The organism is Candidatus Enterococcus avicola (assembly GCF_047470845.1).
GTDB classification, from domain to species: Bacteria; Bacillota; Bacilli; order Lactobacillales; family Enterococcaceae; genus Enterococcus_D; species Enterococcus_D casseliflavus.
The window spans coordinates 40820-61021 of the sequence record NZ_JBLGTY010000020.1 but is presented as its reverse complement, the minus strand read 5'-3'; the positions used below and the strand labels follow the sequence as shown (position 1 = coordinate 61021).

The 20202-nt window shown below is 42.8% G+C and carries 21 protein-coding genes; 6 read left to right on the top strand and 15 right to left on the bottom strand.

The window, feature by feature from the left end; genetic code table 11:
* Positions 1-135: 135 nt before the first annotated feature.
* Positions 136-669, bottom strand: coding sequence for a dihydrofolate reductase family protein (locus ACI3E5_RS14335; RefSeq protein ID WP_015510134.1), 534 nt, complete (start codon positions 667-669; stop codon positions 136-138).
* Positions 670-682: 13 nt separating this feature from the next.
* Complete coding sequence (locus ACI3E5_RS14330) at positions 683-1252, bottom strand: DNA-3-methyladenine glycosylase I (protein ID WP_034869182.1); 570 nt, start codon at positions 1250-1252, stop codon at positions 683-685.
* Positions 1253-1352: 100 nt separating this feature from the next.
* Between ACI3E5_RS14330 and ACI3E5_RS14325 the strand changes: the two genes are divergently transcribed.
* Genes ACI3E5_RS14325 through ACI3E5_RS14315 form a run of 3 tightly spaced genes read left to right on the top strand, consistent with a single transcriptional unit; the run spans position 1353 to position 3790 of the window.
* Positions 1353-1739, top strand: coding sequence for a GntR family transcriptional regulator (locus tag ACI3E5_RS14325; RefSeq protein ID WP_005228910.1), 387 nt, complete (start codon positions 1353-1355; stop codon positions 1737-1739).
* Entirely contained in the window at positions 1736-2617 is an 882-nt protein-coding gene (locus ACI3E5_RS14320; protein ID WP_325844569.1) for an ATP-binding cassette domain-containing protein, read from the top strand. Before ACI3E5_RS14325 ends, ACI3E5_RS14320 begins: the two co-directional genes overlap by 4 nt.
* Before the next feature lie 12 nt (positions 2618-2629).
* Entirely contained in the window at positions 2630-3790 is a 1161-nt protein-coding gene (locus ACI3E5_RS14315; RefSeq protein ID WP_325844570.1) for an ABC transporter permease, read from the top strand.
* Positions 3791-3836: 46 nt separating this feature from the next.
* Here ACI3E5_RS14315 and ACI3E5_RS14310 read toward each other — a convergent pair whose 3' ends face one another.
* The 4 genes from ACI3E5_RS14310 to ACI3E5_RS14295 form a co-directional block, all read right to left on the bottom strand.
* Complete coding sequence (locus ACI3E5_RS14310) at positions 3837-4037, bottom strand: CsbD family protein (protein ID WP_005228904.1); 201 nt, start codon at positions 4035-4037, stop codon at positions 3837-3839.
* Positions 4038-4430: 393 nt separating this feature from the next.
* Positions 4431-5849 carry a signal recognition particle protein gene (gene ffh / locus ACI3E5_RS14305; protein ID WP_005228902.1) on the bottom strand — a complete coding sequence of 473 codons (1419 nt, stop codon included), beginning with the start codon at positions 5847-5849 and terminating at the stop codon, positions 4431-4433.
* A 14-nt stretch (positions 5850-5863) separates the two neighbouring features.
* Positions 5864-6202: a putative DNA-binding protein gene (locus tag ACI3E5_RS14300; RefSeq protein WP_005228897.1), complete on the bottom strand. Its 339-nt coding sequence runs from the start codon at positions 6200-6202 to the stop codon at positions 5864-5866.
* A complete protein-coding gene (locus ACI3E5_RS14295) occupies positions 6192-6665 on the bottom strand; it encodes a 2-thiouracil desulfurase family protein (RefSeq protein ID WP_325844571.1) in 474 nt (157 codons plus the stop codon). The genes ACI3E5_RS14300 and ACI3E5_RS14295 overlap by 11 nt, the downstream gene beginning before the upstream one ends.
* 150 nt (positions 6666-6815) lie before the next feature.
* Here ACI3E5_RS14295 and ACI3E5_RS14290 point away from each other — a divergent pair, with 150 nt between their 5' ends.
* Positions 6816-7523: a response regulator transcription factor gene (locus ACI3E5_RS14290; protein WP_005228895.1), complete on the top strand. Its 708-nt coding sequence runs from the start codon at positions 6816-6818 to the stop codon at positions 7521-7523.
* Positions 7520-9256: a two-component system histidine kinase PnpS gene (gene pnpS, locus ACI3E5_RS14285; RefSeq protein WP_395997424.1), complete on the top strand. Its 1737-nt coding sequence runs from the start codon at positions 7520-7522 to the stop codon at positions 9254-9256. The genes ACI3E5_RS14290 and pnpS overlap by 4 nt, the downstream gene beginning before the upstream one ends.
* A gap of 146 nt (positions 9257-9402) precedes the next feature.
* On the opposite strand, the gene ACI3E5_RS14280 is transcribed toward pnpS, so the two are convergent.
* On the bottom strand, positions 9403-10311 hold the full coding sequence (locus tag ACI3E5_RS14280; protein WP_016608721.1) for a phosphate ABC transporter substrate-binding protein PstS family protein: 909 nt from the start codon (positions 10309-10311) through the stop codon (positions 9403-9405).
* Between the two features lie 194 nt (positions 10312-10505).
* Positions 10506-11675: a pyridoxal phosphate-dependent aminotransferase gene (locus ACI3E5_RS14275; RefSeq protein ID WP_081116389.1), complete on the bottom strand. Its 1170-nt coding sequence runs from the start codon at positions 11673-11675 to the stop codon at positions 10506-10508.
* A 178-nt stretch (positions 11676-11853) separates the two neighbouring features.
* On the opposite strand from ACI3E5_RS14275, the gene ACI3E5_RS14270 reads away from it, so the two are divergent.
* On the top strand, positions 11854-12573 hold the full coding sequence (locus ACI3E5_RS14270; protein ID WP_395997426.1) for a DUF2087 domain-containing protein: 720 nt from the start codon (positions 11854-11856) through the stop codon (positions 12571-12573).
* A gap of 163 nt (positions 12574-12736) precedes the next feature.
* Here the strand turns inward: ACI3E5_RS14270 and ACI3E5_RS14265 are convergent, their stop codons facing one another.
* The 7 genes from ACI3E5_RS14265 to ACI3E5_RS14235 form a co-directional block, all read right to left on the bottom strand.
* Positions 12737-13264, bottom strand: a complete 528-nt coding sequence (locus tag ACI3E5_RS14265) for a hypothetical protein (RefSeq protein ID WP_010749742.1) — start codon at positions 13262-13264, stop codon at positions 12737-12739.
* Positions 13265-13365: 101 nt separating this feature from the next.
* Positions 13366-15804, bottom strand: a complete 2439-nt coding sequence (locus ACI3E5_RS14260) for a heavy metal translocating P-type ATPase (RefSeq protein WP_498821975.1) — start codon at positions 15802-15804, stop codon at positions 13366-13368.
* 126 nt (positions 15805-15930) lie between these two features.
* Positions 15931-16140: a copper chaperone CopZ gene (copZ, locus tag ACI3E5_RS14255; protein ID WP_005228873.1), complete on the bottom strand. Its 210-nt coding sequence runs from the start codon at positions 16138-16140 to the stop codon at positions 15931-15933.
* Positions 16141-16177: 37 nt separating this feature from the next.
* Entirely contained in the window at positions 16178-16624 is a 447-nt protein-coding gene (locus ACI3E5_RS14250) for a CopY/TcrY family copper transport repressor (RefSeq protein WP_008377382.1), read from the bottom strand.
* A 141-nt stretch (positions 16625-16765) separates the two neighbouring features.
* Positions 16766-17752 (bottom strand): aldose epimerase family protein, encoded by a 987-nt coding sequence (locus tag ACI3E5_RS14245; RefSeq protein WP_498821973.1) that lies wholly within the window; start codon positions 17750-17752, stop codon positions 16766-16768.
* Positions 17753-18026: 274 nt separating this feature from the next.
* Positions 18027-19247 (bottom strand): glycosyltransferase family 4 protein, encoded by a 1221-nt coding sequence (locus tag ACI3E5_RS14240; protein ID WP_311953028.1) that lies wholly within the window; start codon positions 19245-19247, stop codon positions 18027-18029.
* A gap of 19 nt (positions 19248-19266) precedes the next feature.
* Positions 19267-20190 (bottom strand): YihY/virulence factor BrkB family protein, encoded by a 924-nt coding sequence (locus ACI3E5_RS14235; protein WP_498821971.1) that lies wholly within the window; start codon positions 20188-20190, stop codon positions 19267-19269.
* Positions 20191-20202 lie beyond the last annotated feature (12 nt).

Genomic DNA, 20202 nt, shown 5'->3' with positions numbered 1-20202 from the left:
TAACAGTTAATTTTATCGTACAAAAAAGGAGTGGATTTCTCCACTCCATAAAAGTCTAACTTTTTGGGGTCACTACAAAACTCGGCACTAAGTTTCTTGGTCTTTTTTACTGTGAAGAATAATCGTTTGCGCTTTTTACTCGCTGCCTGACACAGACTTTCGGACAAAATGGAGTTCTGTCAGTTCCCCCATCTGTTTTGTTTCAACAAACGTCAAGCGTCTCGAATATTCCCCCGGTTCAAACAGTCGCTTGCCTTCTCCTAAAAACACCGGCGCGATTTGAATAAACCATTCATCGATCAAATCAGCTTCCAGCAATGGTTTTAATAAGGAACCTCCCCCTACTACCCATACGTTTTCCTCTTGTTTTAATGCTGAAACAAATGCCACTGGATCCGTTGACACTAGCGTTGCATCTGGCAACGGTTCTTTTTGTGTTCGGGAAAAAACATAGTTTGTCGTTTCGGGATACAACAGTCCACCATCCATAAGTTTTTTTGCTTCTTGATAGGTCTTTCTCCCCATCACTGTCGCATCGATGGTTGCAAAAAATGCTTCATAAGTCGTGGCGACACCGGTATCGGTTTGAAACAGCCAGTCCAGTTGATCCTTCAGACCTGCTAAATAGCCATCGAGGCTGATCGCACCATAGAATATCACTTTTCCCATTATGCTCGCTCCTTTATTCTTTGTTTGCTGCTGATGTTCGACAAACACAAGTGACTAAATGATCGTTGACCATGCCGACAGCTTCCATAAAGGCGTAAATAATGGTCGTTCCGACAAATTTAAACCCTCGCTTTTTCAAATCTTTCGCTAGCTGATCAGAGATTTCCGAATGGGTCGGTACATCGGATTGCTGCTCAAATTCATTAATGATCGGCTGATGATCGACATATCGCCACAAGAATGCGGAGAAACTACCATATTCTTGCTGGATTTTTAAAACTTCTTGGGCATTGCTGATCGCCGCTTCAATCTTTCGCCGATTGCGGATGATGCCTGGATTCATCATCAGTTCTTCCACTTTTTCTTCCGTATAGTTCGCTACTTTGGTGATTTCAAACTGATCATACGCCGCATCAAAATTCGCCATTTTATTTAAAATCGTTTGCCAGCTCAACCCTGCTTGATTCATATCTAACACCAATTTTCGAAACAACTGCTGATCCTCATACTCAGGTTTCCCCCAGATTGTATCATGATACTCCTGCATCGCTGGTGTACTGTTGGCCCACTCACATCGTTCCATTGTCCTCATCAGCTCCTTTTTGTTTATTTTATCATAAAAGACTTTACTTCCACTAGTGTACTACGTATACTAGTACACATAAATGAAAGGAGCTGATTTTGTGGTTCGCATTAACAAAGCCAGCAGCAAACCTTACTATGAGCAATTGGTTTTAAGTATCAAAGAAGATATTCTGAACGGTGTTCTAACCGCTGGAGACCAAGTGCCTTCGGTTCGTGAAATGGCCAAGCACCTGTTGATGAATCCAAATACCGTCAGCAAAGCCTACAAAGTATTGGAAAATGAGCAAGTGCTTGTCACCATCAAAGGAAAAGGCACCTTTGTGAAAGTTACTGAGGATCTGCCACGCGATGAGATTCGGATCTTACAAGTGAAAGAACGTTTGAAAGAATTGGTGATCGAAGCACGCCATTTACAGATCAGCATGCGTGAGCTGAGCGATTGGATGAATGGCTTTGAACAAGAGTTAGGAGGCGATCCACAGTGAAGATCGAACATGTGACCAAGAAAATGGAACAAACAATTATCTTAGAAAACGTGAACTTCTCTTTGGAAAAAGGAGAACTCGTAGGATTGATCGGCCGCAATGGTTCTGGGAAAACCACGCTGTTTCGGACGGTCGCTGGACATTATTTACTAGATGATGGCGAGATTTCGATCGATAACCAACGCCTGGATCAGCACCCGGAATTAAAAGAACAGCTTTTTTATATCGATGAAAAAGAAAACTTTCTGGCTGCCTACTCGTTAAAAAAAATCAATCAATTTTATCGGCTTGCTTATCCGAATTTTGATCAAAATCTTTATTTAGAATTGATGCAAAGCCATGGTCTGCCGCTAACGCTTTCTTACCGGCGAATGTCAAAAGGAATGCAAGGTCTTTATAAGATAATTCTAGCGATCGCTTCAAATGCGACGTTCTTACTGTTAGACGAACCTTTTGATGGGCTTGATGTGATCGTCCGAAAAAAAGTGATCGGACTATTGCTGGAAAGCCTCAGTGAGTCGAATCGTACCGCATTGATCGCTTCCCATAATCTAAATGAATTAGAGCATATTATTGATCGTGCCTTGTTGATCAAAGGGAAAACGATTGAAGGAGACTACCGTTTGGAAACGATTCGCGAACAATCTCGCAAACTTCAACTCGTCTTTCGCAGCAAGCAGATTCCTCCCCTTATCAAGCAGCGCTCCAAGCTGATTCAAAAACAAGGCCGAGTCTTGACCGCTTTGTTTGACAATTACACAAAAGAGCTGGCGGCTGAGATCCAGCAGCTTGATCCTTTGGTTTTCGAAGAATTGCCCTTGACCTTGGAAGATCTGTTTGAAGCAAATTTACGACAAGAGGCATTAGTGGAAGGATAGAGGTGGAAAACGATGTTAAGCAATATATTTAAAGAACGCTACGGCAAGCTGCTGATCGGCTTTTGTTTTGTCTTACTCTTAATGTATCTTGGTGATGGCTGGCAATCACAAAAAGCCTGGCATCAGCAAGAACGCTATTTGACATCTGAAGAATTTATCAAAGATTTCAACGAAAATCGAGAGTACTATGTCAAAAGCTACAAGGGTGAAACCCCGGTTTACTTTGATTCGGCAACAGAATACCGCGATGCGGTATTGACGATCAGCAATGAGTCCCCTGATGAGATTTATTACAATCGCCCTTATATGACCACCATGAATCAATTTGTGATTGTCTTCTTGTTTATTTGGGGCTTCTTATCCTTTTTTGTCGATGGCCGCACCAATTTCAATCGCTTTTTATTTGCCTTACCCTTTAGCAGAAAGCACGTCTTTCACAAGAAACTGCTTTTTATCGGCTTACCCTTGACCGCTTGTTTAGTGTTGGGTCTGTTAGGTCATATCCTGATCGAATACACGATGATCCCAGCTCGCTATCTCGCTGTGCCGCTTCAAGACGTGCTGCTTTCTGCCCTTAGTACCTTAGCAACGAATCTGCTAGTATTTGCTGCAGGTCTCTTGTTAGGCGTTTTGCTGGGGAATCTGTTTACTGGCGTGCTCTCGATTTTCTTCACTATTTCGCTAGGATCAATGGGGTATAGCTTTTTCCAATGTACCCGCGAGTTTTTTAGTTTTGTGTTTCTTGGTCATGGGGATTTTCTGATTCCTTTTCAAACCTGGATCGATTGGCCGCAAGGATATGTCTACCCTTGGTGGCTGCTGCTCCTTTACCTCGGCTTGAGCGGCTTGCTGATTCTTGCTGCCGAAAAAGTGTTCTCGAAAATCTCTTTAGAAAATGACGGTGATTATATAACGATCCCTAAATTGCGCGCACCAGTTTATTGGCTGCTTTCTTTGGGAACTTGGTTCTATTTATCCATGATTTCTTATTACCCACTAGAAATTTTTTACCGTAATCTTTATGAGGGGTATGATGTCAGTCTTTGGAACATCGCCCTTCGGCTCGGTTTATTACTGGTTGCCTGCTTATTCATCAGTTTGCTGCTTGTCTATCCTAAAGCGCTGATGAATTGGTGGTACAAACGAAAAAACAAACAAATCAGTGGACTATAAAAAAGCATCCCTGCAACAAGAACATGTTGCAGGGATGCTTTTAAGTTTAATGTCTAGGTTTGTCGTCGTCTTTTTTGTCAAAGAAGTCATTTACTTTACGAGAAACATCATCCGCAAAATCTTCAACCTTATCTTTGGCTTTCCCATATTTATTTTGGGTTTTGCCTTTTAATTCTTCGGAGTCATCTCCTGTAAGTTTCCCTTTTGTTTCGGTTACTTTTCCTTCAATGCGATCTTTGTTTGTCATCGTAAAAAACTCCTTTCATACTTGCTATAACTTAATAGTAGCACCATTTAACAGAAAGCACGAATGTTCTGCTTCTATCCTATTCTTAGAGTTGTCCGCAACGATAGTTGATCGCTATTTTTGACTCTTGGACGATTTGAGATATTCGGTAGAAAGCTGGCTTTCTCTATAAAAAAGGATGTTCTCTAGATGTTTTATTTGATGTTCTTCGAAGGAGTTCATTTAAAGAGGACGCTGTGAGCATAAAAAAGCATGACCTGAAGAAGACAATCTGAGGAGCTGCAGTTGCTAGAATCAGCAGGTACAGCTTCTCGATTTGGTGCCTTTTCAGACCATGTTTTTTAATTACACAAAGATAAGGTTCAGTTCTCAGTTCCTATCAGTGTGAAACGATTATTTGCGTTTTTTCTTTTTCTTCTTTTGTTTCTTGACCATGCGGTTCATGGCCATTTTTCCAAGTTTCCCTTTGACACCGCCGCCAAACATTTGATCCATGCCAGGAATGTTCATATTCCCTTTACTCATTTGCTGCATCATTTTGCGAGATTCTTTGAATTGTTTGATCATACGGTTGACTTCGACGACACTGTTTCCAGAACCAGCAGCAATACGGCGGCGACGGCTTGGATTTAACAAATCAGGATTTTCCCGTTCAGCTGGTGTCATAGAATAAACCATGGCTTTTTGTCGAGCAATTTGTTTCGGATCAACTTTGACATTTTCGATACCAGGCATTTGACTCATTCCCGGAATCATTTTTAAGAGATCTTCAATTGGGCCCATGCCCATAACTTGATCGATCTGTTCGACAAAGTCATTGAAGTCGAAGGAGTTTTCCTTCATTTTTTGAGCAAGTTCTTCTGCTTTTTTCTCGTCGTAATCTTGCTGTGCTTTTTCGATCAAAGTCAGCATATCACCCATACCGAGAATCCGACTAGACATCCGATCTGGATGGAATACTTCAAGGTCGGTCAATTTTTCACCGGTACCAGTGAACTTGATTGGAGCGCCCGTGACTTGACGAATCGACAATGCCGCCCCGCCACGAGTATCGCCATCTAGTTTGGTGATGACTACCCCTGTGATCCCCAGTTGTTGATTGAAGCTTTCCGCCACGTTGACAGCATCTTGTCCTGTCATCGCATCTACTACCAGTAAAATTTCATTTGGCTGTGCCAAGTCCTTGATTTGTTTTAGCTCTTCCATCAAGTTTTCGTCGATATGCAAACGACCCGCCGTATCGATCAAAACGTAGTCATTTTTCTTTTCCCGAGCCAAAGCCAATCCTTGGCGGACGATTTCAACTGGGCTGACATCAGTTCCCATATCAAAAACAGGTACATCCAATTGCTGACCTAATACTTTCAACTGGTCGATCGCAGCTGGTCGGTACACGTCACCAGCGATCATTAATGGACGTGCGTTTTCGGTTTTGATCAAATGGTTGGCTAATTTCCCAGCAAAGGTGGTTTTCCCTGCCCCTTGCAAACCAGCCATCATGATGATCGTTGGGATCTTCGGTGATTTTTCGATCCCAACTGTTTCTGATCCTAATGTTTTGGTTAATTCTTCATCAACGATCTTAACGATTTGTTGCGCTGGAGATAGGCTTTCTAATACTTCTACCCCCACTGCCCGTTCACGGACATTTTTGGTAAACTCTTTTACAACTTGCAGATTGACGTCGGCTTCTAATAAAGCTAGACGAATCTCACGCATCATTTCTTTTACATCTGCTTCAGATACTTTTCCTTTTCTGCGCAGTTTGCTCATTGCCTGCTGGAGGCGTTCAGTTAAACTTTCAAATGCCATTTTTTTTCATTCCTTTATTCTTCAATTTCTTGGAGCTGTTGAATAAACCCCTGTAAGGTTTCGTCTTTTGGATAGTGGGTTTTCGTATACTCGCTTAGCTGATCCAGCAAGTCTTCCCGCATGATATAATCCGAAAACATATGTAGTTTTTTTTCATAGTCTTCTAAAATACGTTCGGTGCGTTTGATGTTGTCATAGACTGCTTGACGGCTTACTTGATACTCTTCAGCGATTTCTCCTAGAGAAAAATCATCTGCGTAATACAATTCCATGTAATTCATCTGTTTTTCCGTCAATAACGTGGAATAAAACTCAAACAACGCATTCATGCGATTGGTCTTTTCAATTTCCATTTGCTTCCTCCTGTTTTGCAAGCCATTCGACATCGGACAAAACAGTCATGCCTTGTTGTCGAAAATAGGCACAAGCGACACCGACCCCTGTTTTTTTGATTCCAGAAAAATTGCCATCATAAATCGTCTGACTGCCACAAGAGGGACTTTTCTCTTTTAAGATCAGTTGGGTGATGCCTTGCTCTTGCAATTTTTGATAAGCAATTTTCGCGCCTTTAGTAAATTGTTCCGTCACGTCTTCTCCTGAAATGGTGACGACCTTCGCTCGCTGCGCCCAAACATCCAACCCATCGCCACCGACGATTTCGGCCGGTTCACGTGGAATCGGCAAGCCGCCGAGAACTTCTGGACAGACCATCATGGCTTGACCCGCACGAACAAGTTCGATCAATTGTGGTACTGCTTGATGTTTTCCATCGTAGCGGCAAAGGGCACCGCCTAGACACGCACTGATTCCAATCATTTAGCACCCTCAGCTTTCCTATGAAATCGTCCTTTATTATAGCATTTATTTAGTGGTTGCAATAGTACCAATTGTCTATTCATGCTAAAATAGGACTTGTTCGTTGAAATTTAATCGTTTCTTGAAAAAAAGAAACGAAAGGAGTCTATCATGAAAAAAATACTCGTTGTCGATGATGAACCTTCAATCGTCACACTTTTAACCTTTAATTTAGAAAAAGAGGGCTACCAAGTCGTTTCCGCCTCAGATGGTCAAAAAGCCTTCGACTTGGCGTTGTCAAAACCTTTTGACTTTATCATCTTGGATGTCATGCTGCCGAATTTGGACGGCATCGAAATCACAAAGAAATTACGTCAAGAAAAAATCGAGACACCGATCCTCGTCTTGACTGCAAAAGATGATCCGATCGACCGGATCTTGGGCTTAGAGATCGGCGCTGACGACTACTTGACGAAACCCTTCAGCCCTCGAGAAGTATTGGCTCGAATGAAGGCCATCTTCCGTCGCTTAGAACCTCGTCAACAAGCACGAGAAGAAGATCAACCTGCAGAAATCTTGCAAATCGGCGGAATTCAAGCCGATCTGACCAATTTCCAGGTCAGTGTGGATGGGGAGAAAATCTTCCTGACCCCGAAAGAGTTCGAGCTGCTGGTTTACTTTATGAAACGTAAAGGCCGCGTGATCGATCGCGATACCTTACTCAATCGTATTTGGAATTTTGACTTTGATGGACAAAGTCGCATCGTGGATGTTCACATCAGTCATTTAAGAGAAAAATTGGAAGCTGATCCAAAGCGTCCAGAATACTTGGTGACCGTTCGAGGATTTGGGTATAAATTTCAGGAGCCGACCCAATGAAAAAACGCTATGGCTATGGTTTATGGTCAATCGGTCTATTGCTGATTTTTTTCCTGTGTTGGCAAGTTCTAAGCAGTTTTTACCGTCAGCAAGTCATCGCCCAGCAAGTGGATTTTCTGCAAGAGAAAGCCGCTGTGTTTTTGAATCTCTCAGATAACCAAACCGCAGCGCTCGAACAATTTGCCGATGCCTATGTTCAAGATAGCAATAGCCGCATCACTTTGTTAGATGATCAAGGCCAAATCATTTTCGACACTTATGATCATACCCTCCATGAAAACCGCTCCGATCGTCCAGAAGTTCAAGCCGTTTTGCGCGGAAGCGCCGTTGGTCAATCGTTGCGGGAAAGCGACACCTTGCATGAAGAATTGCTTTACGTGGCGATTCCTGTCAAAGAAGATGGAAACTTAACTCAAATCTTGCGGATCGCAGAACCGACTGCTGCTTTTTTTGCGAAAAACCAAGGAATCAAGCAATCGATCTTGATTGTCTATCTTGTCTTTTGTTTCTTGATCAGCCTGCTGATTTTTCACACGCTGCGTCAGCGGAATCGTCCAATCCAAACGATTCTGCCCGTCGTAAAAAAAATGATCACCTCGCCCGATCAACAAGCAATCATTATGCAAGAAACCCCTGAACATGACGAGTTGTATCAACTGATCAATCAGCTGAGCGAACAAATGAGCCAGACCTATCGTGCCTATGCGGCATCTGAACAACAGCTGTACGGCTTGCTCAGTGAACTGATGATCGGTGTCTTTATCATTAATGAAGAAAATCAACTGCTGCTGTTGAATCCGACGATGCAAGAACAGTTGGGGATGGAAACTGCGCCAACCTTGCCGCAGCCCTTCACTGAAGTGATTCATGACACACAACTGATCCAATTGATCTATCAATTTAACGACGAGACCCCTATTTTCCATGCGGAAACCACCCTTAGCGGGGAACGTTCAAAAGTCTTGGATGTTACCTTGCGAAGCTTCCAAGAAAACCAGTTGATTGGTATTTCTTATGACTTGACGCGCATCCGACAATTAGAAAAAATGCAAAAAGATTTTGTCGGCAATGTTTCCCATGAATTAAAAACGCCGGTAACTTCCTTGATTGGGTTTACCGAAACACTGCTGGACGGCGCCAAAGAAGACCCAGAAACATTGCAGACCTTTTTAGAGATCATTCAAAAAGATGCTTATCGCTTGAAAAATCTAATACAAGATATCATCCAACTGTCTCAAGACAGTGATTCTTTCCAGTATGTCGACCAACCGATCAACTTTTCTAAGCTGCTGCAACAAGTCGTTCAAACCTATGGTCCCGCAGCTGGTATGAAGCAATTGACCTTTCAATTTGAAGGACCCGAACCCTTCATTTTATCTACCAAAAAAGAGCTGCTGCAGCCCATCGTAAAAAATCTGGTAGAAAATGCTGTCACCTATTCAAAACCTGGTGGTGTCATCACATTATCCTATTCAGAGCAAGACGACCAGCTGTTATTTCAAGTGCAGGATCAAGGCATCGGCATCGATGAAGAAGATCAGGAACGGATTTTTGAGCGGTTTTATCGGGTGGACAAAGCCCGCGCCCGCAATTCTGGCGGCACTGGACTTGGGCTGGCTATCGTTAAAGACTATACCAAATTATTAGGTGGCAGCATCAAGGTTGACAGTTTCCCCAAAATTGGTTCTACCTTTACGGTGACTTTGCCGCTTCATGAAAAAGATGATTATTGATAAAAAACAGCCGATAACAGGTGAATAATTGTTATCGGCTGTTTTTGTAGTTGTTTTTCATTACCAAATGAAGCACCAGCCAATAGCATCTTCTTGATGCTTTAAACAAAAAAAAGAAGGAGCATTCTCCTTCTTCGGTCATTTCACTATTCAACATTCGTTACTTCGCCGTCTACACTGCGTTCTACTTTCATATCAGTGATTGGCAAGTAACCTAATTCGATAACGATTCCTTGTTGGACATCGTCTGTCATGATGTAATCAAGAAAGGCTTTGACGTTTGCATCTGGCTCGCCGTTCGTGTACATATGCTCGTAAGACCAGATTGGCCATTTGTTATCTGCAATATTTTCAGGAGTCGCTTCTACCCCATCAAGAGATAGCGCTTGGATCGAATCGTCCAAATAGGATAAAGCAAGGTAGCTGATTGCTCCTGGTGTTTCAGCAACGATTTTACGGACTGTTCCAGAAGAATCTTGCTCTTGTGTTTGGATCGTCTCTGCACCATCTAAGCCCCATTTTTCAAAGGTCGCTCTCGTACCGCTGCCTGATGCGCGGTTGATTACAGAGATTTCTTGATCTGCTCCGCCTAGTTCAGACCAATTCTTCACTTTGCCTGTAAAAATATCGATTAAATCTTGTTGGCTAAGGTCCGTAACGCCTGCGTCTTTATTTACCACTGGTGCCATACCAACTACGGCTACTTTATGGTCAACTAATTTGCTAGCATCCACACCATCTTTTTCATCCGCAAACACATCGGAATTGCCGATCGTCACCGCGCCTGCTTCTACTTGACTTAAGCCAGTTCCGCTGCCGCCACCTTGAACCGTAATTGTATAATTGGGATTGTCTGCTGAGAAGCTTTCACCTGCTGCTTCAACCAAGGGTTGCAATGCCGTTGAGCCCACAGCTAAAATTTCTACATTTTCATTTGATGCGGCACCTGATGAAGATCCGCCTGATGCTTGACTGCTCTCAGTGCTTGCGCCACCGCTCCCACAGCCAGCTAATAATAATCCAGTTGCAAAAAATAAAAGTCCCAATTTTTTCATTTAGTAAATCTCCTTTCGTTATATGCTTAGTTTAGCAAGGCGGTGTAAACCCTTGATGGATTTCATGTAAAGAATCGATAAAGCGATGTAAATCTTTTGTAAAGTTTGTCGATTGCCTAAAAAAGCCCCCGCTGCATCCATCAGAGGGGGCTTACTTTATCTAACACTTATGAACGAAAGAAACGTTTGTAGAATCAATTGCTTTGCATATAGCGTGTCAAGCGATCCATCGCTTCCACCAAGTTTTCCATACTTGCCGCATAGCTTAAACGAACATAGCCTTCTGCTTCGGGACCAAAGGCGATCCCTGGAATGATTGCTAATTGATTCTTTTCGGCTAAGTCGACACAAAAAGCCATGGAATCTTGGTTGAAACCTGCTGGTATTTTGGCAAAAATGTAGAATGCACCAGATGGCTTCGCCATTTCAAAACCAAGGGCAGTCATCTTTTCAAACAAGTAATCTCGGCGTTCACGGTAATCGGCTTTCATGACTTCTGCATCGTTGATGCCTTCGATCAATGCCCGCACTGCGGCTTTTTGAGAAATCGTTGATGCCGCGGTCACTAAGTATTGGTGGACCTTAATGATCTGAGCAGTCAACGCTGCTGGTGCAAAAATGAAGCCGACGCGCCAACCAGTCATCGCGTGTGATTTCGACAAGCCATTGATCACGATCGTTTGATCCCGCAAGTATTCAGCAATGGATACGTGGGTTTCATCATAAGTCAACTCACTATAAATTTCATCGCTAATAACAAAAACGGGGTATTTTTCTAAAACTTCTGCCAATGCTTTGACTTGTTCTCGGGTATAAACGACCCCTGTTGGATTGCTAGGATAATTTAAAATGACTGCCTTGACTTGCTCCCCATGTTCTTTTAAGGCTGCTTCCAAAACTTCTGGCGCTAAAACAAAGTCATTATCCGTCGTATCAAGATAAATCGGTTTGGCATGAGCTAAATGGATGACTGGTTCATAGCCTGGATAAATTGGTGCTGGTAAAATCACTTTATCACCAGGTTCTAACGTAGCTAATAACGAAGCTGAGATTGCTTCCGTTGCACCGATCGTCACTAATACTTCTGATTGAAAGTCGTAATCAAGCTGATATTTATTTTTCAAAAAGAGACTGGCTGCTTGCCGAACATCTGCTAAGCCTGCCATTCCAGAATAGTGGCTGAAATTTTGTTCGATTGCTTGGACACCCGATTTTTTCACGTGCTCCGGTGTGTTGAAATCCGGCTCGCCTAACGTTAACTTTAAAATATCAGGAATTGAAGAAACCCGTTCATCAAATTTACGAATCAATGAAACAGCTATATTGTACACTTCATGATTGAAGCGTTGGCTTACGTCTGCCATAGTATCACTCCTTTGAATTAAGCAAATTCATTCGCTATTGTTGTTAATCCTAACACAAAAAGGCGACGATTTTAAGCAACGGATGAAATTAATCTAATAACGATAAATCCGTTTGCTTATTTACAAACAAATCCAAATTATGTTAGTATATATCTAAACAACAAAAGGAGAATCCAAAATGAAACCTTATCAAGAGTTTACCCTTTCTGATTATCAGCAAGGATATGTCGCAACACCAACGGATTATTGTTGCGTCTTTTGTCAGGAGACCTTCGACAAAGAAGAAATCTATCCCGTTGATGGCGCCTTTTTTACAGCAAAAAAACGAATGATGCAGCATATCACTGAGCATCACGGAACCGTTTTATCCGCATTGTTGGCTTTACCCAAAGAACAAACAGGCTTATCAGAGAGCCAACAGGAGATTTTACAACTGTTTGCCCAAGATGTTAGCGATACTGTGATTGCCCAGCGCTTAGGTATCTCTTCTTCGACCGTCAGGAATCATCGCTTTAAACTAAAAGAAAAACAGCGACAAGCGACTGTTTTTTTAAGTATCATGTCCTTGTTGCAAGATACCCCGTTGCTGCCGCCTCACAAAGGGGCGACGATGCTTGATGATCGCTATGCCATTACGGCTAGTGAAAGAGAAAAGATCATTGCTACTTATTTTGATGAAACGGGGTTTATCAAACAGTTTCCCAGCAAAGAAAAGCGCAAGATCGTTGTCTTGAGTGTACTGGCACAAAAATTTGATCCGAAGAAAAATTATTCAGAAGCTGCCGTCAACGATGTATTAAAGCAAGCAATCACCGATTACGTCACTGTCCGACGTTATTTGATCGAATACGGATTTATGCAACGGACGAAAGACGGGAAAACTTACTGGCTGACTTAAAACCTAGTCTGTAACTGGCTGGAACTTTTGTTGGTTGGATGAGCAATATCTTTCACAGTTTTAAAAAAATTAACAAGCTCCAGTATTTTATAGAAAAAAAGACAAAGTACGAACACATCCGTACTTTGTCTACCGTCTGAAACGCTGGGACAAGTTCCAGCGTTTATTTTTCTTTTAGAAAGATTTTTTTGATGATCAATTTATCAAATAATTGCGTTTGATTGTCTTGTTCTCCAATGACTTCAGCGGTCACCGATTTACCATCTTGTTTTTTACGTAGCTGGTAAACGATCTTGCCTGTTTCTTTCAATTCGTTCACCATGTCAACGACACCGCCAAAACCAGTTTTACGAGTGATGAACCCTAACGCCACCATTCGCTCATCTAAATTTTTTGCCGAGATGCTCGCACCGGTGATCAGCGCTTGCCGCATGATTTGTAAGAATTCCTCTAGCCCTGCCACTGGCGGCTGTTCGGGTTCTTCTTCCATCATCGGTCGCTGACGCAAATAATCTAATTCCTGCAATAACGTTTCATACTGCTCTTGTGTCAACATGACCCCCGCCACTTTTTCACGATTGAATACATATACTGCTGTTCCTGCTTCTCGCGCTTGATTAAATACATCCATCGGAGATTTTTTTACTTCAGTAATTGAAGTAGTGGGAACATCCAATTTCTTCAGTTCCATAATCAACGTCCTCCTTGTCTCAACGAACACATTATAGCATAAATCCAGAAGCAGATTATAGAGGTATTTCACTGCTCCTAGGAAAAGAAACAAAAAAGCGGCTAATCGCCGCTTTTTTCGATTGATAAGGTCATTGCATTGATGGCAACGATGATCGTGCTCATAGACATCAAGACAGCTCCGACTGCTGGGTTCAAAATGATCCCGATCGGTGCGAGGACGCCAGCTGCCAAAGGAATGGCAAAAATATTGTATCCTGCGCCCCACCAGAGATTTTGAATCATCTTGCGTCTTGTTTTTTTCGCCAAAGTCAAGAAGTGCAAGATGTCTTGAGGTTCGCTATTCGTCAAAACGACATCGGCTGAATCGATCGCTACATCGGTACCCGCTCCGATCGCAATCCCGATCGTCGCTCTTGCAAGACTTGGGGCGTCATTGATCCCATCGCCTACCATTACGACGCGCTTGCCCTCTTTGACATAGTCACTGACTAGACGTTCTTTATCGTCTGGCAACATTGCCGCATGGAAGGCTTCGATTCCTAGGTAATCGGCTACGGCTTGCGCCGCTTCTTGGTTGTCTCCAGTAGCCATAACTGGTGTGATGCCTAAGTCTTTCACTTTTTGAATAAATTGACTCGCTTCTGGTTTCACCTTATCCCCTAATGCGACGATTCCTTCCACTTTGCCGTCATGAACCAAATAGCTGATGGTATTGCCCTGTTCTTGATAATTTTCCAAGGAGTTCCCTTGATACTGAATGGCTAATTGCTCCAATCCTTTTTGATTGACGATCACCCACTTCTGTCCATCGATCACGCCTTCCAGACCAATCCCTGTCCTTGTTTGAACATCAGTCGCCTTTTTGGCTGTGATGTTTTCCTTTTCAGCTTGGGCTAAAATACCTTCTGCGATCGGATGATTGGCGGTTTTCTCAAGACCTGCTAGGTAAGCTAGTACTTCTGATGCAGAAAGACTGCCTGTCGCCTCGATGCCAGTTACGGTAAACGTTCCTTCTGTTAACGTACCGGTCTTATCGAGGATCAGATAATCAACATGATGCGCATTCTCCAGTGCGTTGCGATTTTTTAAGAGCAAGCCATTTTTGGCAGCGATCGATGTCGAGCGAGCAACCACGAGGGGAATCGCTAGCCCTAACGCATGGGGACAGGCAATGACGAATACCGTGACCATTCGATCAAGAGCAGTCGGTAGGTCAGCAACAAACAGCCATACAGCAAATGCCAAGACACCAGCAACTAACGCAATATAAAACAGCCATTTTGCCACTTTGTCCGAAAGTGCTTCTAAGCGGGATTTATCTGCTTGGGCTTTTCGCACCATTTCCATGACTTTCGCTAAGTAGCTGTCTTCCCCAGTTCCTGTGACTTCCATCGTGATGGTACCATTGCCGTTGACAGATCCTCCAATGACAGTACTGCCGACGGTTTTAGGTACCCGTCTGGATTCACCAGTCACTGCCGACTCATCGATTGTTGTTTCTCCTTCAAGGATCGTTCCGTCGGTAGGAATCTTATCTCCTGAGCGAACGATCAACTGTGTTTTGTTGGTCACTTCTTCTAATGGAATCTGTTCTTCTGATCCATCCGCATTTTTCCGAATCACTTCTTTTGGCAATAGTTCTGCTAATTTCTGTAATGCATTGCCAGCATTAGAAACGGCATTCATCTCGATCCAATGGCCCAACAACATGATCACGATCAAAGTCGCTAGTTCCCAGAAGAAATCCATTACATGAGGAACAGCGAGAAAATGATTGGCGATAAACGCGTAAAGACTATAAAAATAAGAAACCGTGATCCCCATAGCAATCAACGTCATCATGGCTGGGCTTTTTTGTTTCAATTCCATTTTCGCACCACTTAAAAACGGCTGCCCTCCATAGAAAAACAGGATCGTTCCTAAAAGCAATACGACCCAATCTGAGCCAGGAAACGTGAACTGAAAGGGCAATTCAATGCCCATCATTGGTGATAAAATGACGATTGGAATCGCCAAAACCAAGGATAGCCAAAACTTTTGCTTAAAATTTCCCATATGCATACTATGATCCATGCCACCCATTCCATGATCCATATGACTATGATCCATACCAGACATCTCATGATTCATGTGACTATGATTCATACCAGACATCTCATGGTCCTTGTGACTATGTTCCATGCCAGACATCTCATGATTCATGTGACTATGGTTCATGCCAGACATCTCATGGTCCTTGTGGCCGTGATCCATGCCAGATATCTCATGGCCCTTATGGCTATAGTCCATGCTGGACACTTCATGATCCATAGGACCATGGTTACTATCGGAGCTTTCATGCTCCTGCTGTTTTGATGTCGCCTTGTGATGATCCATCCCATTCATCTCATGGCTAGGCTCAGGGACTTCTGTCACTTGTGATTGCGCATGTTGCTCTTTTCCCTGTGTACCATTATCCCGCTCATTCAAAGCAGGTTCATGCCTATGATGGCTTGACGTCTGACTACTACTTGCGGAAGACGTTTTTTTCTGATTCATCCTAGTATTCCCCTTCCTATTTCACTGAATGTGCGTACAGTCTTGCTCCTTCATACAAAAGCTTCAAGCGGCTGGACACTTTTCATTTGTTTTGATTTTTCATTTTCACTTTAGCAATTCCATTGCTTACTCAAATACCCCTTGATAACCCGCTTCGGTGACCGCATTGACTAAGGCTGTTTCTGTCACTTGCGACTCGTCAAACTTGACTGTTCCGCGAGCTTTTTTCAAGTCCACTTTGGCTTTTTTCACACCCGGTACTTCACTAAGCGCTTTTTCAACTTTTGCAGCACAATGGGCACAATTCATTCCGCTGATTTGCATGTTTTTTTTCATTACGATTCCTCATTTCTTTTAACAGTTCGTTGGCTACTTATTTTGTTGCATGGGTTTTGCATTGGCACTGACCAGGAATACAATTACATGAGATCGCTGCTACTGGCACTTTTTGGTCGACTGCTGCTTGGAGCATCGCCAAATCTTCTGCCGTCAATGCTGCTTCTTGGATCATTTCTGCTAATGTCTGCCCAACTTTTTTGGCACAAATATGAGAAAAAAGATTCTCAGCTGCGCTGCGAACGGTTGCTTCTTCGGAAACAAGCGGCGAATAAACAAATTTTTTCCCTTGGCTTTCTGTTTTCAATACGCCTTTTTTGACGAGTCGTCCTAAAAGCGTCTTGACCGTTGCTGCTTTCCAATTTTTATTTTCGCTCAATAAAGCGGTGATCTCTTTCGCGTCAGATTGTCCTAATGTCCAGATCACACGCATGACTTCCCATTCAGAATCGCTGATTTTGATTGGTTCGACCACAGATTGCATTTGTCCACTTCCTTTCATAAGTGATTCACATTTTTAAGTTTACATCTGTAATCGGATTTTGTCAAAAAAAAGCATCGCCAAACTTTCTGCGTTTTGACAATGCTTTTTTCTATTTCATTAAAAATGATTTGGTTCCTATGCTTAAAAGTGGACCTGATACGTCGTCACAGAGTGGAAGGGTTCTTCTGGACGCAACACGATCTCACCAAAGTGGGTAAATTTCTCAGAGCCAGGAACACCTTGTGTTTCGATCGCCATCCCGCCATGATTGGCAAAAGGACCAGTCTTCATTGATGCACCAGCTTCTCCCTCACCCGTTGTGTAAATAACAACGGCAGGACGGTCAGTAGTTACAGTCAGCTGCACTTTTTGATCGGGACTGGTTACTTTTAGATCCCACTCTTGCGTATGGTCTAATAAGAACGGATCATCCAACATCGTCGTTCCCATCGGGCGTTCTTGTCTAAAATCAAACTTTGTGCCTGCGACAGGCGTTTTTTCACCGGTCGTCGTCACATCGTCATTCGTTTCAGCCACATGTTCGGCATTGATTTGAACCAAGTGGTCATCGATCGGCTGTTGGGTATCACCTGTCAAATTGAAATAACCGTGGTTCGTTGGGTTAAATAAAGTCGCTTTGTCAGTGTTGGCATCATAAGCAAGCAATAGTTCATTGTCATTCGTCAACGTATAGGTGACTTGATAACGAACATTCCCAGGAAACCCGCCATCGCCATCTTGCCGTGTGGTAGTAAAAATCACCCCAGCTTTGTCTGCTTCTTCATAGGTTTCAGTGATCCATGTATCAGTATCCAGCCCCTTTGAACCGCCATGAAGCGTATTGCCGCCATCATTGTCTTCCGTTTGGTATTCTTGTCCGTCGATCTCAAAGCGAGTACCTGCGATCCTTCCCGCCACAGGGCCGATCGTTGCGCCATAATAACGTGCTTGGCGATGTCCTTCGATCGTGTCATAACCGACCACAATGTCGCGACCTTCTTCTACTGGAACGACCCAATCCAATAAGCGTGCGCCTTCAGGACTTAGCTTTACGATGGTACCGCTATCATTGGAAAGCTCATAAATTGTTCCCATTCTTTCTGACGTCAGTTGTTTCACATTTGGCATTCGTTCATATCCTTCTTTCTTTGATTAGTCTGCTGCTCTTTTTAAGTATAGACGTTTAGGGCTAGATCCGTCAATTCAAGACGGAAGAATTCGACAGGAAACGGCTTTGCTTCTGCCACTTCAAAAAAGCGGCAAGAGCACCCCACTGATTTTTATGAATCATTGATACGCAGCTGCTCGGCAAAAATCAGGATTCCCGGCCTGATTTTTTACCGTTTGGTTTCTATCAATATCCATTTCATCCGTTGGGTTCTTTTGCCGCAACTGTCATCGTTTATTTTTTGTGTTTTGCTTGGTAATGTTTTCTCTTTCGCCGCTTTTCTTTAGTCCGAGAAACATTAGCAGCCAAATCTTTGTTTTCTTTTTCTTGATCAGCATTTCTTCTTTCAGCACGTTCAGTTAGTACACTTTGTCTGAATCGCCGATTTCCCAGAAATTTTAACGCACACATGAGTGGTTGACGATTTTCACCGACTAATCCAATCAGCTCAATAAACAGCTCAATTCCAAATCCTGTGCTAATGATTAATAAAACAATCGCTGTATTGCTCGCGTAATTCATTAGTAAAGCAATAAAAGAAAAGACTAATGCTAAGGCATAGATCGTTAACACTGTGCCGCGATGAGAAAACCCTAACGACAACAATCGATGATGCAAGTGCATTTTGTCGGCAGAGGAAATCTTCTGTTTATTAAACTTTCTTCGGATCATCGCATAAACGGTATCCGTGATCGGTACACCGAGAATAAACATGGGCGTCAGAACAGAAATAAAAGTTGCGTTTTTCAATCCTTGTAGTGAGAGCACAGAGATCATAAATCCTAAAAACAATGCTCCCGTATCTCCTAGAAAAATGGTTGCGGGATAAAAATTATATGGAAAGAAACCGATGATTGCTGCGATCAAAGTAAAAATGACCATTGGTACTTCCACAAAATTCGGCAGAAAGAAATAGCTGATAATCCCTATCGTCGTCAAACTGATAATAGAGACGCCGCTCGCCAACCCATCGAGACCATCGATTAAGTTCACCGCATTGGTAATTGCCAGTATCCAAATCAAAGTCATAGGCAAGGCAAACCATCCCAGATCAATAAAGCCAAAATAAGGAATCGTGACTGTGCTGATTTTTATTCCAGCAACGAAATAAATTTCCAGCGCTGCGAATGTCAGACCTATTAATTTTTGCATTGGCGACAGTTCAAATATATCATCCAACAATCCTGTAATCACCACTATTGTTGCACCTAAAAGAATCGGCCAAACGAAGTTGAAAGGAATCATTGTTCGAAATTCCCAAAGCAGCGCAAAGGAAAAGGCTAAAAAAATACTTAATCCCCCAGCTGAAGGCATGGTCTTCGTATTGATCCGACGCTCTCCTGGACGATCAACTGCACCAATCTTGCAAGATATCAATTTGATGACTGGTGTCAATAATAAAGACACGATCATTGTTATAAATAAGCGCATTACAAATTTGAATGCAAAATCCATCGTTTATTCTCGCTTTCCGTTATTTCTCTTTATTGGTAAATGTATCTTCGATTTTCGAAGAAATCCGCTGAACAGGATCTGTTCGTTCTTTGATCTCTTGTCCCGACACATACTCTTCTACCACTGCGTTGATGATTCCACCCAAGATAATAATCGTCGCAGCAAGATTCAACCAGATCATTAAAACAATAAAACTTCCAATAATTTGATAGCCAATGATTTTCGCAGCAAAGTAACGGGCGTATAAGCCAAACACTTGTGACAGCAACATCCAGCCAATCGTTGCAAAGATCGCCCCTGGCAAAGTCGAACGCAACTTGACCTTTGCATTCGGCACTAACCAATAGATCAGCATCATGATAAACAGCAAAGCAACGATCGTGACTGGCCATTTGACTGTTTGGAACGTATCGATCAGATTGTCTTGAAACTTAAAAATCGGCTGCAAAAAATCAAGAATGATTTTTCCAAGCCCAAATACCATCGTAACACCAACGATCGCAATCATAAAAAGCAGGATGATCACAAATGATACTGCGCGCACCACGATAAAATTGGAACGTTGGTCCACACCGAAGGCTTTGTTCATCGCAATTTGCAAAGCATTGATACTTTGACTCGCAGACCACAACGCAGCCAAGGCGGAGATCGATAACAACTCGCCAGAGCTTGTGGTGAGGAGGTTTTCGATCGCTGGTCCGATAAAGTCATAGATTTGACTAGGGATCAATTCTTGTACATAAGATAAAACCGTGTTCGGATCAATCGATAAATAAGGCAACAGATTTCCCAGCGCAATCATTAACGGGAAAAGTGAAAGCAATAAATAGTAGGCGACGACGACCGATGTGGTCCCCATCTCTGAATCGGTTATTCTATTTTGCGTTGTTTCAATGAAACGCATCAGCTTTTGATTGCTTTTTACTTTATCAACGATTTTCATGTTTCTTCCTCC

Coding starts and splice junctions, on each gene's coding strand:
- ACI3E5_RS14335 (WP_015510134.1), bottom strand. CDS start 669: ATGGGAAAAGTGATATTCTATGGTGCGATCAGCCTCGATGGCTATTTA.
- ACI3E5_RS14330 (WP_034869182.1), bottom strand. CDS start 1,252: ATGGAACGATGTGAGTGGGCCAACAGTACACCAGCGATGCAGGAGTAT.
- ACI3E5_RS14315 (WP_325844570.1), top strand. CDS start 2,630: ATGTTAAGCAATATATTTAAAGAACGCTACGGCAAGCTGCTGATCGGC.
- ACI3E5_RS14310 (WP_005228904.1), bottom strand. CDS start 4,037: ATGACAAACAAAGATCGCATTGAAGGAAAAGTAACCGAAACAAAAGGG.
- ffh (WP_005228902.1), bottom strand. CDS start 5,849: ATGGCATTTGAAAGTTTAACTGAACGCCTCCAGCAGGCAATGAGCAAA.
- ACI3E5_RS14300 (WP_005228897.1), bottom strand. CDS start 6,202: ATGGAAATTGAAAAGACCAATCGCATGAATGCGTTGTTTGAGTTTTAT.
- ACI3E5_RS14295 (WP_325844571.1), bottom strand. CDS start 6,665: ATGATTGGAATCAGTGCGTGTCTAGGCGGTGCCCTTTGCCGCTACGAT.
- ACI3E5_RS14290 (WP_005228895.1), top strand. CDS start 6,816: ATGAAAAAAATACTCGTTGTCGATGATGAACCTTCAATCGTCACACTT.
- pnpS (WP_395997424.1), top strand. CDS start 7,520: ATGAAAAAACGCTATGGCTATGGTTTATGGTCAATCGGTCTATTGCTG.
- ACI3E5_RS14280 (WP_016608721.1), bottom strand. CDS start 10,311: ATGAAAAAATTGGGACTTTTATTTTTTGCAACTGGATTATTATTAGCT.
- ACI3E5_RS14275 (WP_081116389.1), bottom strand. CDS start 11,675: ATGGCAGACGTAAGCCAACGCTTCAATCATGAAGTGTACAATATAGCT.
- ACI3E5_RS14270 (WP_395997426.1), top strand. CDS start 11,854: ATGAAACCTTATCAAGAGTTTACCCTTTCTGATTATCAGCAAGGATAT.
- ACI3E5_RS14265 (WP_010749742.1), bottom strand. CDS start 13,264: ATGGAACTGAAGAAATTGGATGTTCCCACTACTTCAATTACTGAAGTA.
- ACI3E5_RS14260 (WP_498821975.1), bottom strand. CDS start 15,804: ATGAATCAGAAAAAAACGTCTTCCGCAAGTAGTAGTCAGACGTCAAGC.
- copZ (WP_005228873.1), bottom strand. CDS start 16,140: ATGAAAAAAAACATGCAAATCAGCGGAATGAATTGTGCCCATTGTGCT.
- ACI3E5_RS14250 (WP_008377382.1), bottom strand. CDS start 16,624: ATGCAATCTGTGGTCGAACCAATCAAAATCAGCGATTCTGAATGGGAA.
- ACI3E5_RS14245 (WP_498821973.1), bottom strand. CDS start 17,752: ATGCCAAATGTGAAACAACTGACGTCAGAAAGAATGGGAACAATTTAT.
- ACI3E5_RS14240 (WP_311953028.1), bottom strand. CDS start 19,247: ATGGATTTTGCATTCAAATTTGTAATGCGCTTATTTATAACAATGATC.
- ACI3E5_RS14235 (WP_498821971.1), bottom strand. CDS start 20,190: ATGAAAATCGTTGATAAAGTAAAAAGCAATCAAAAGCTGATGCGTTTC.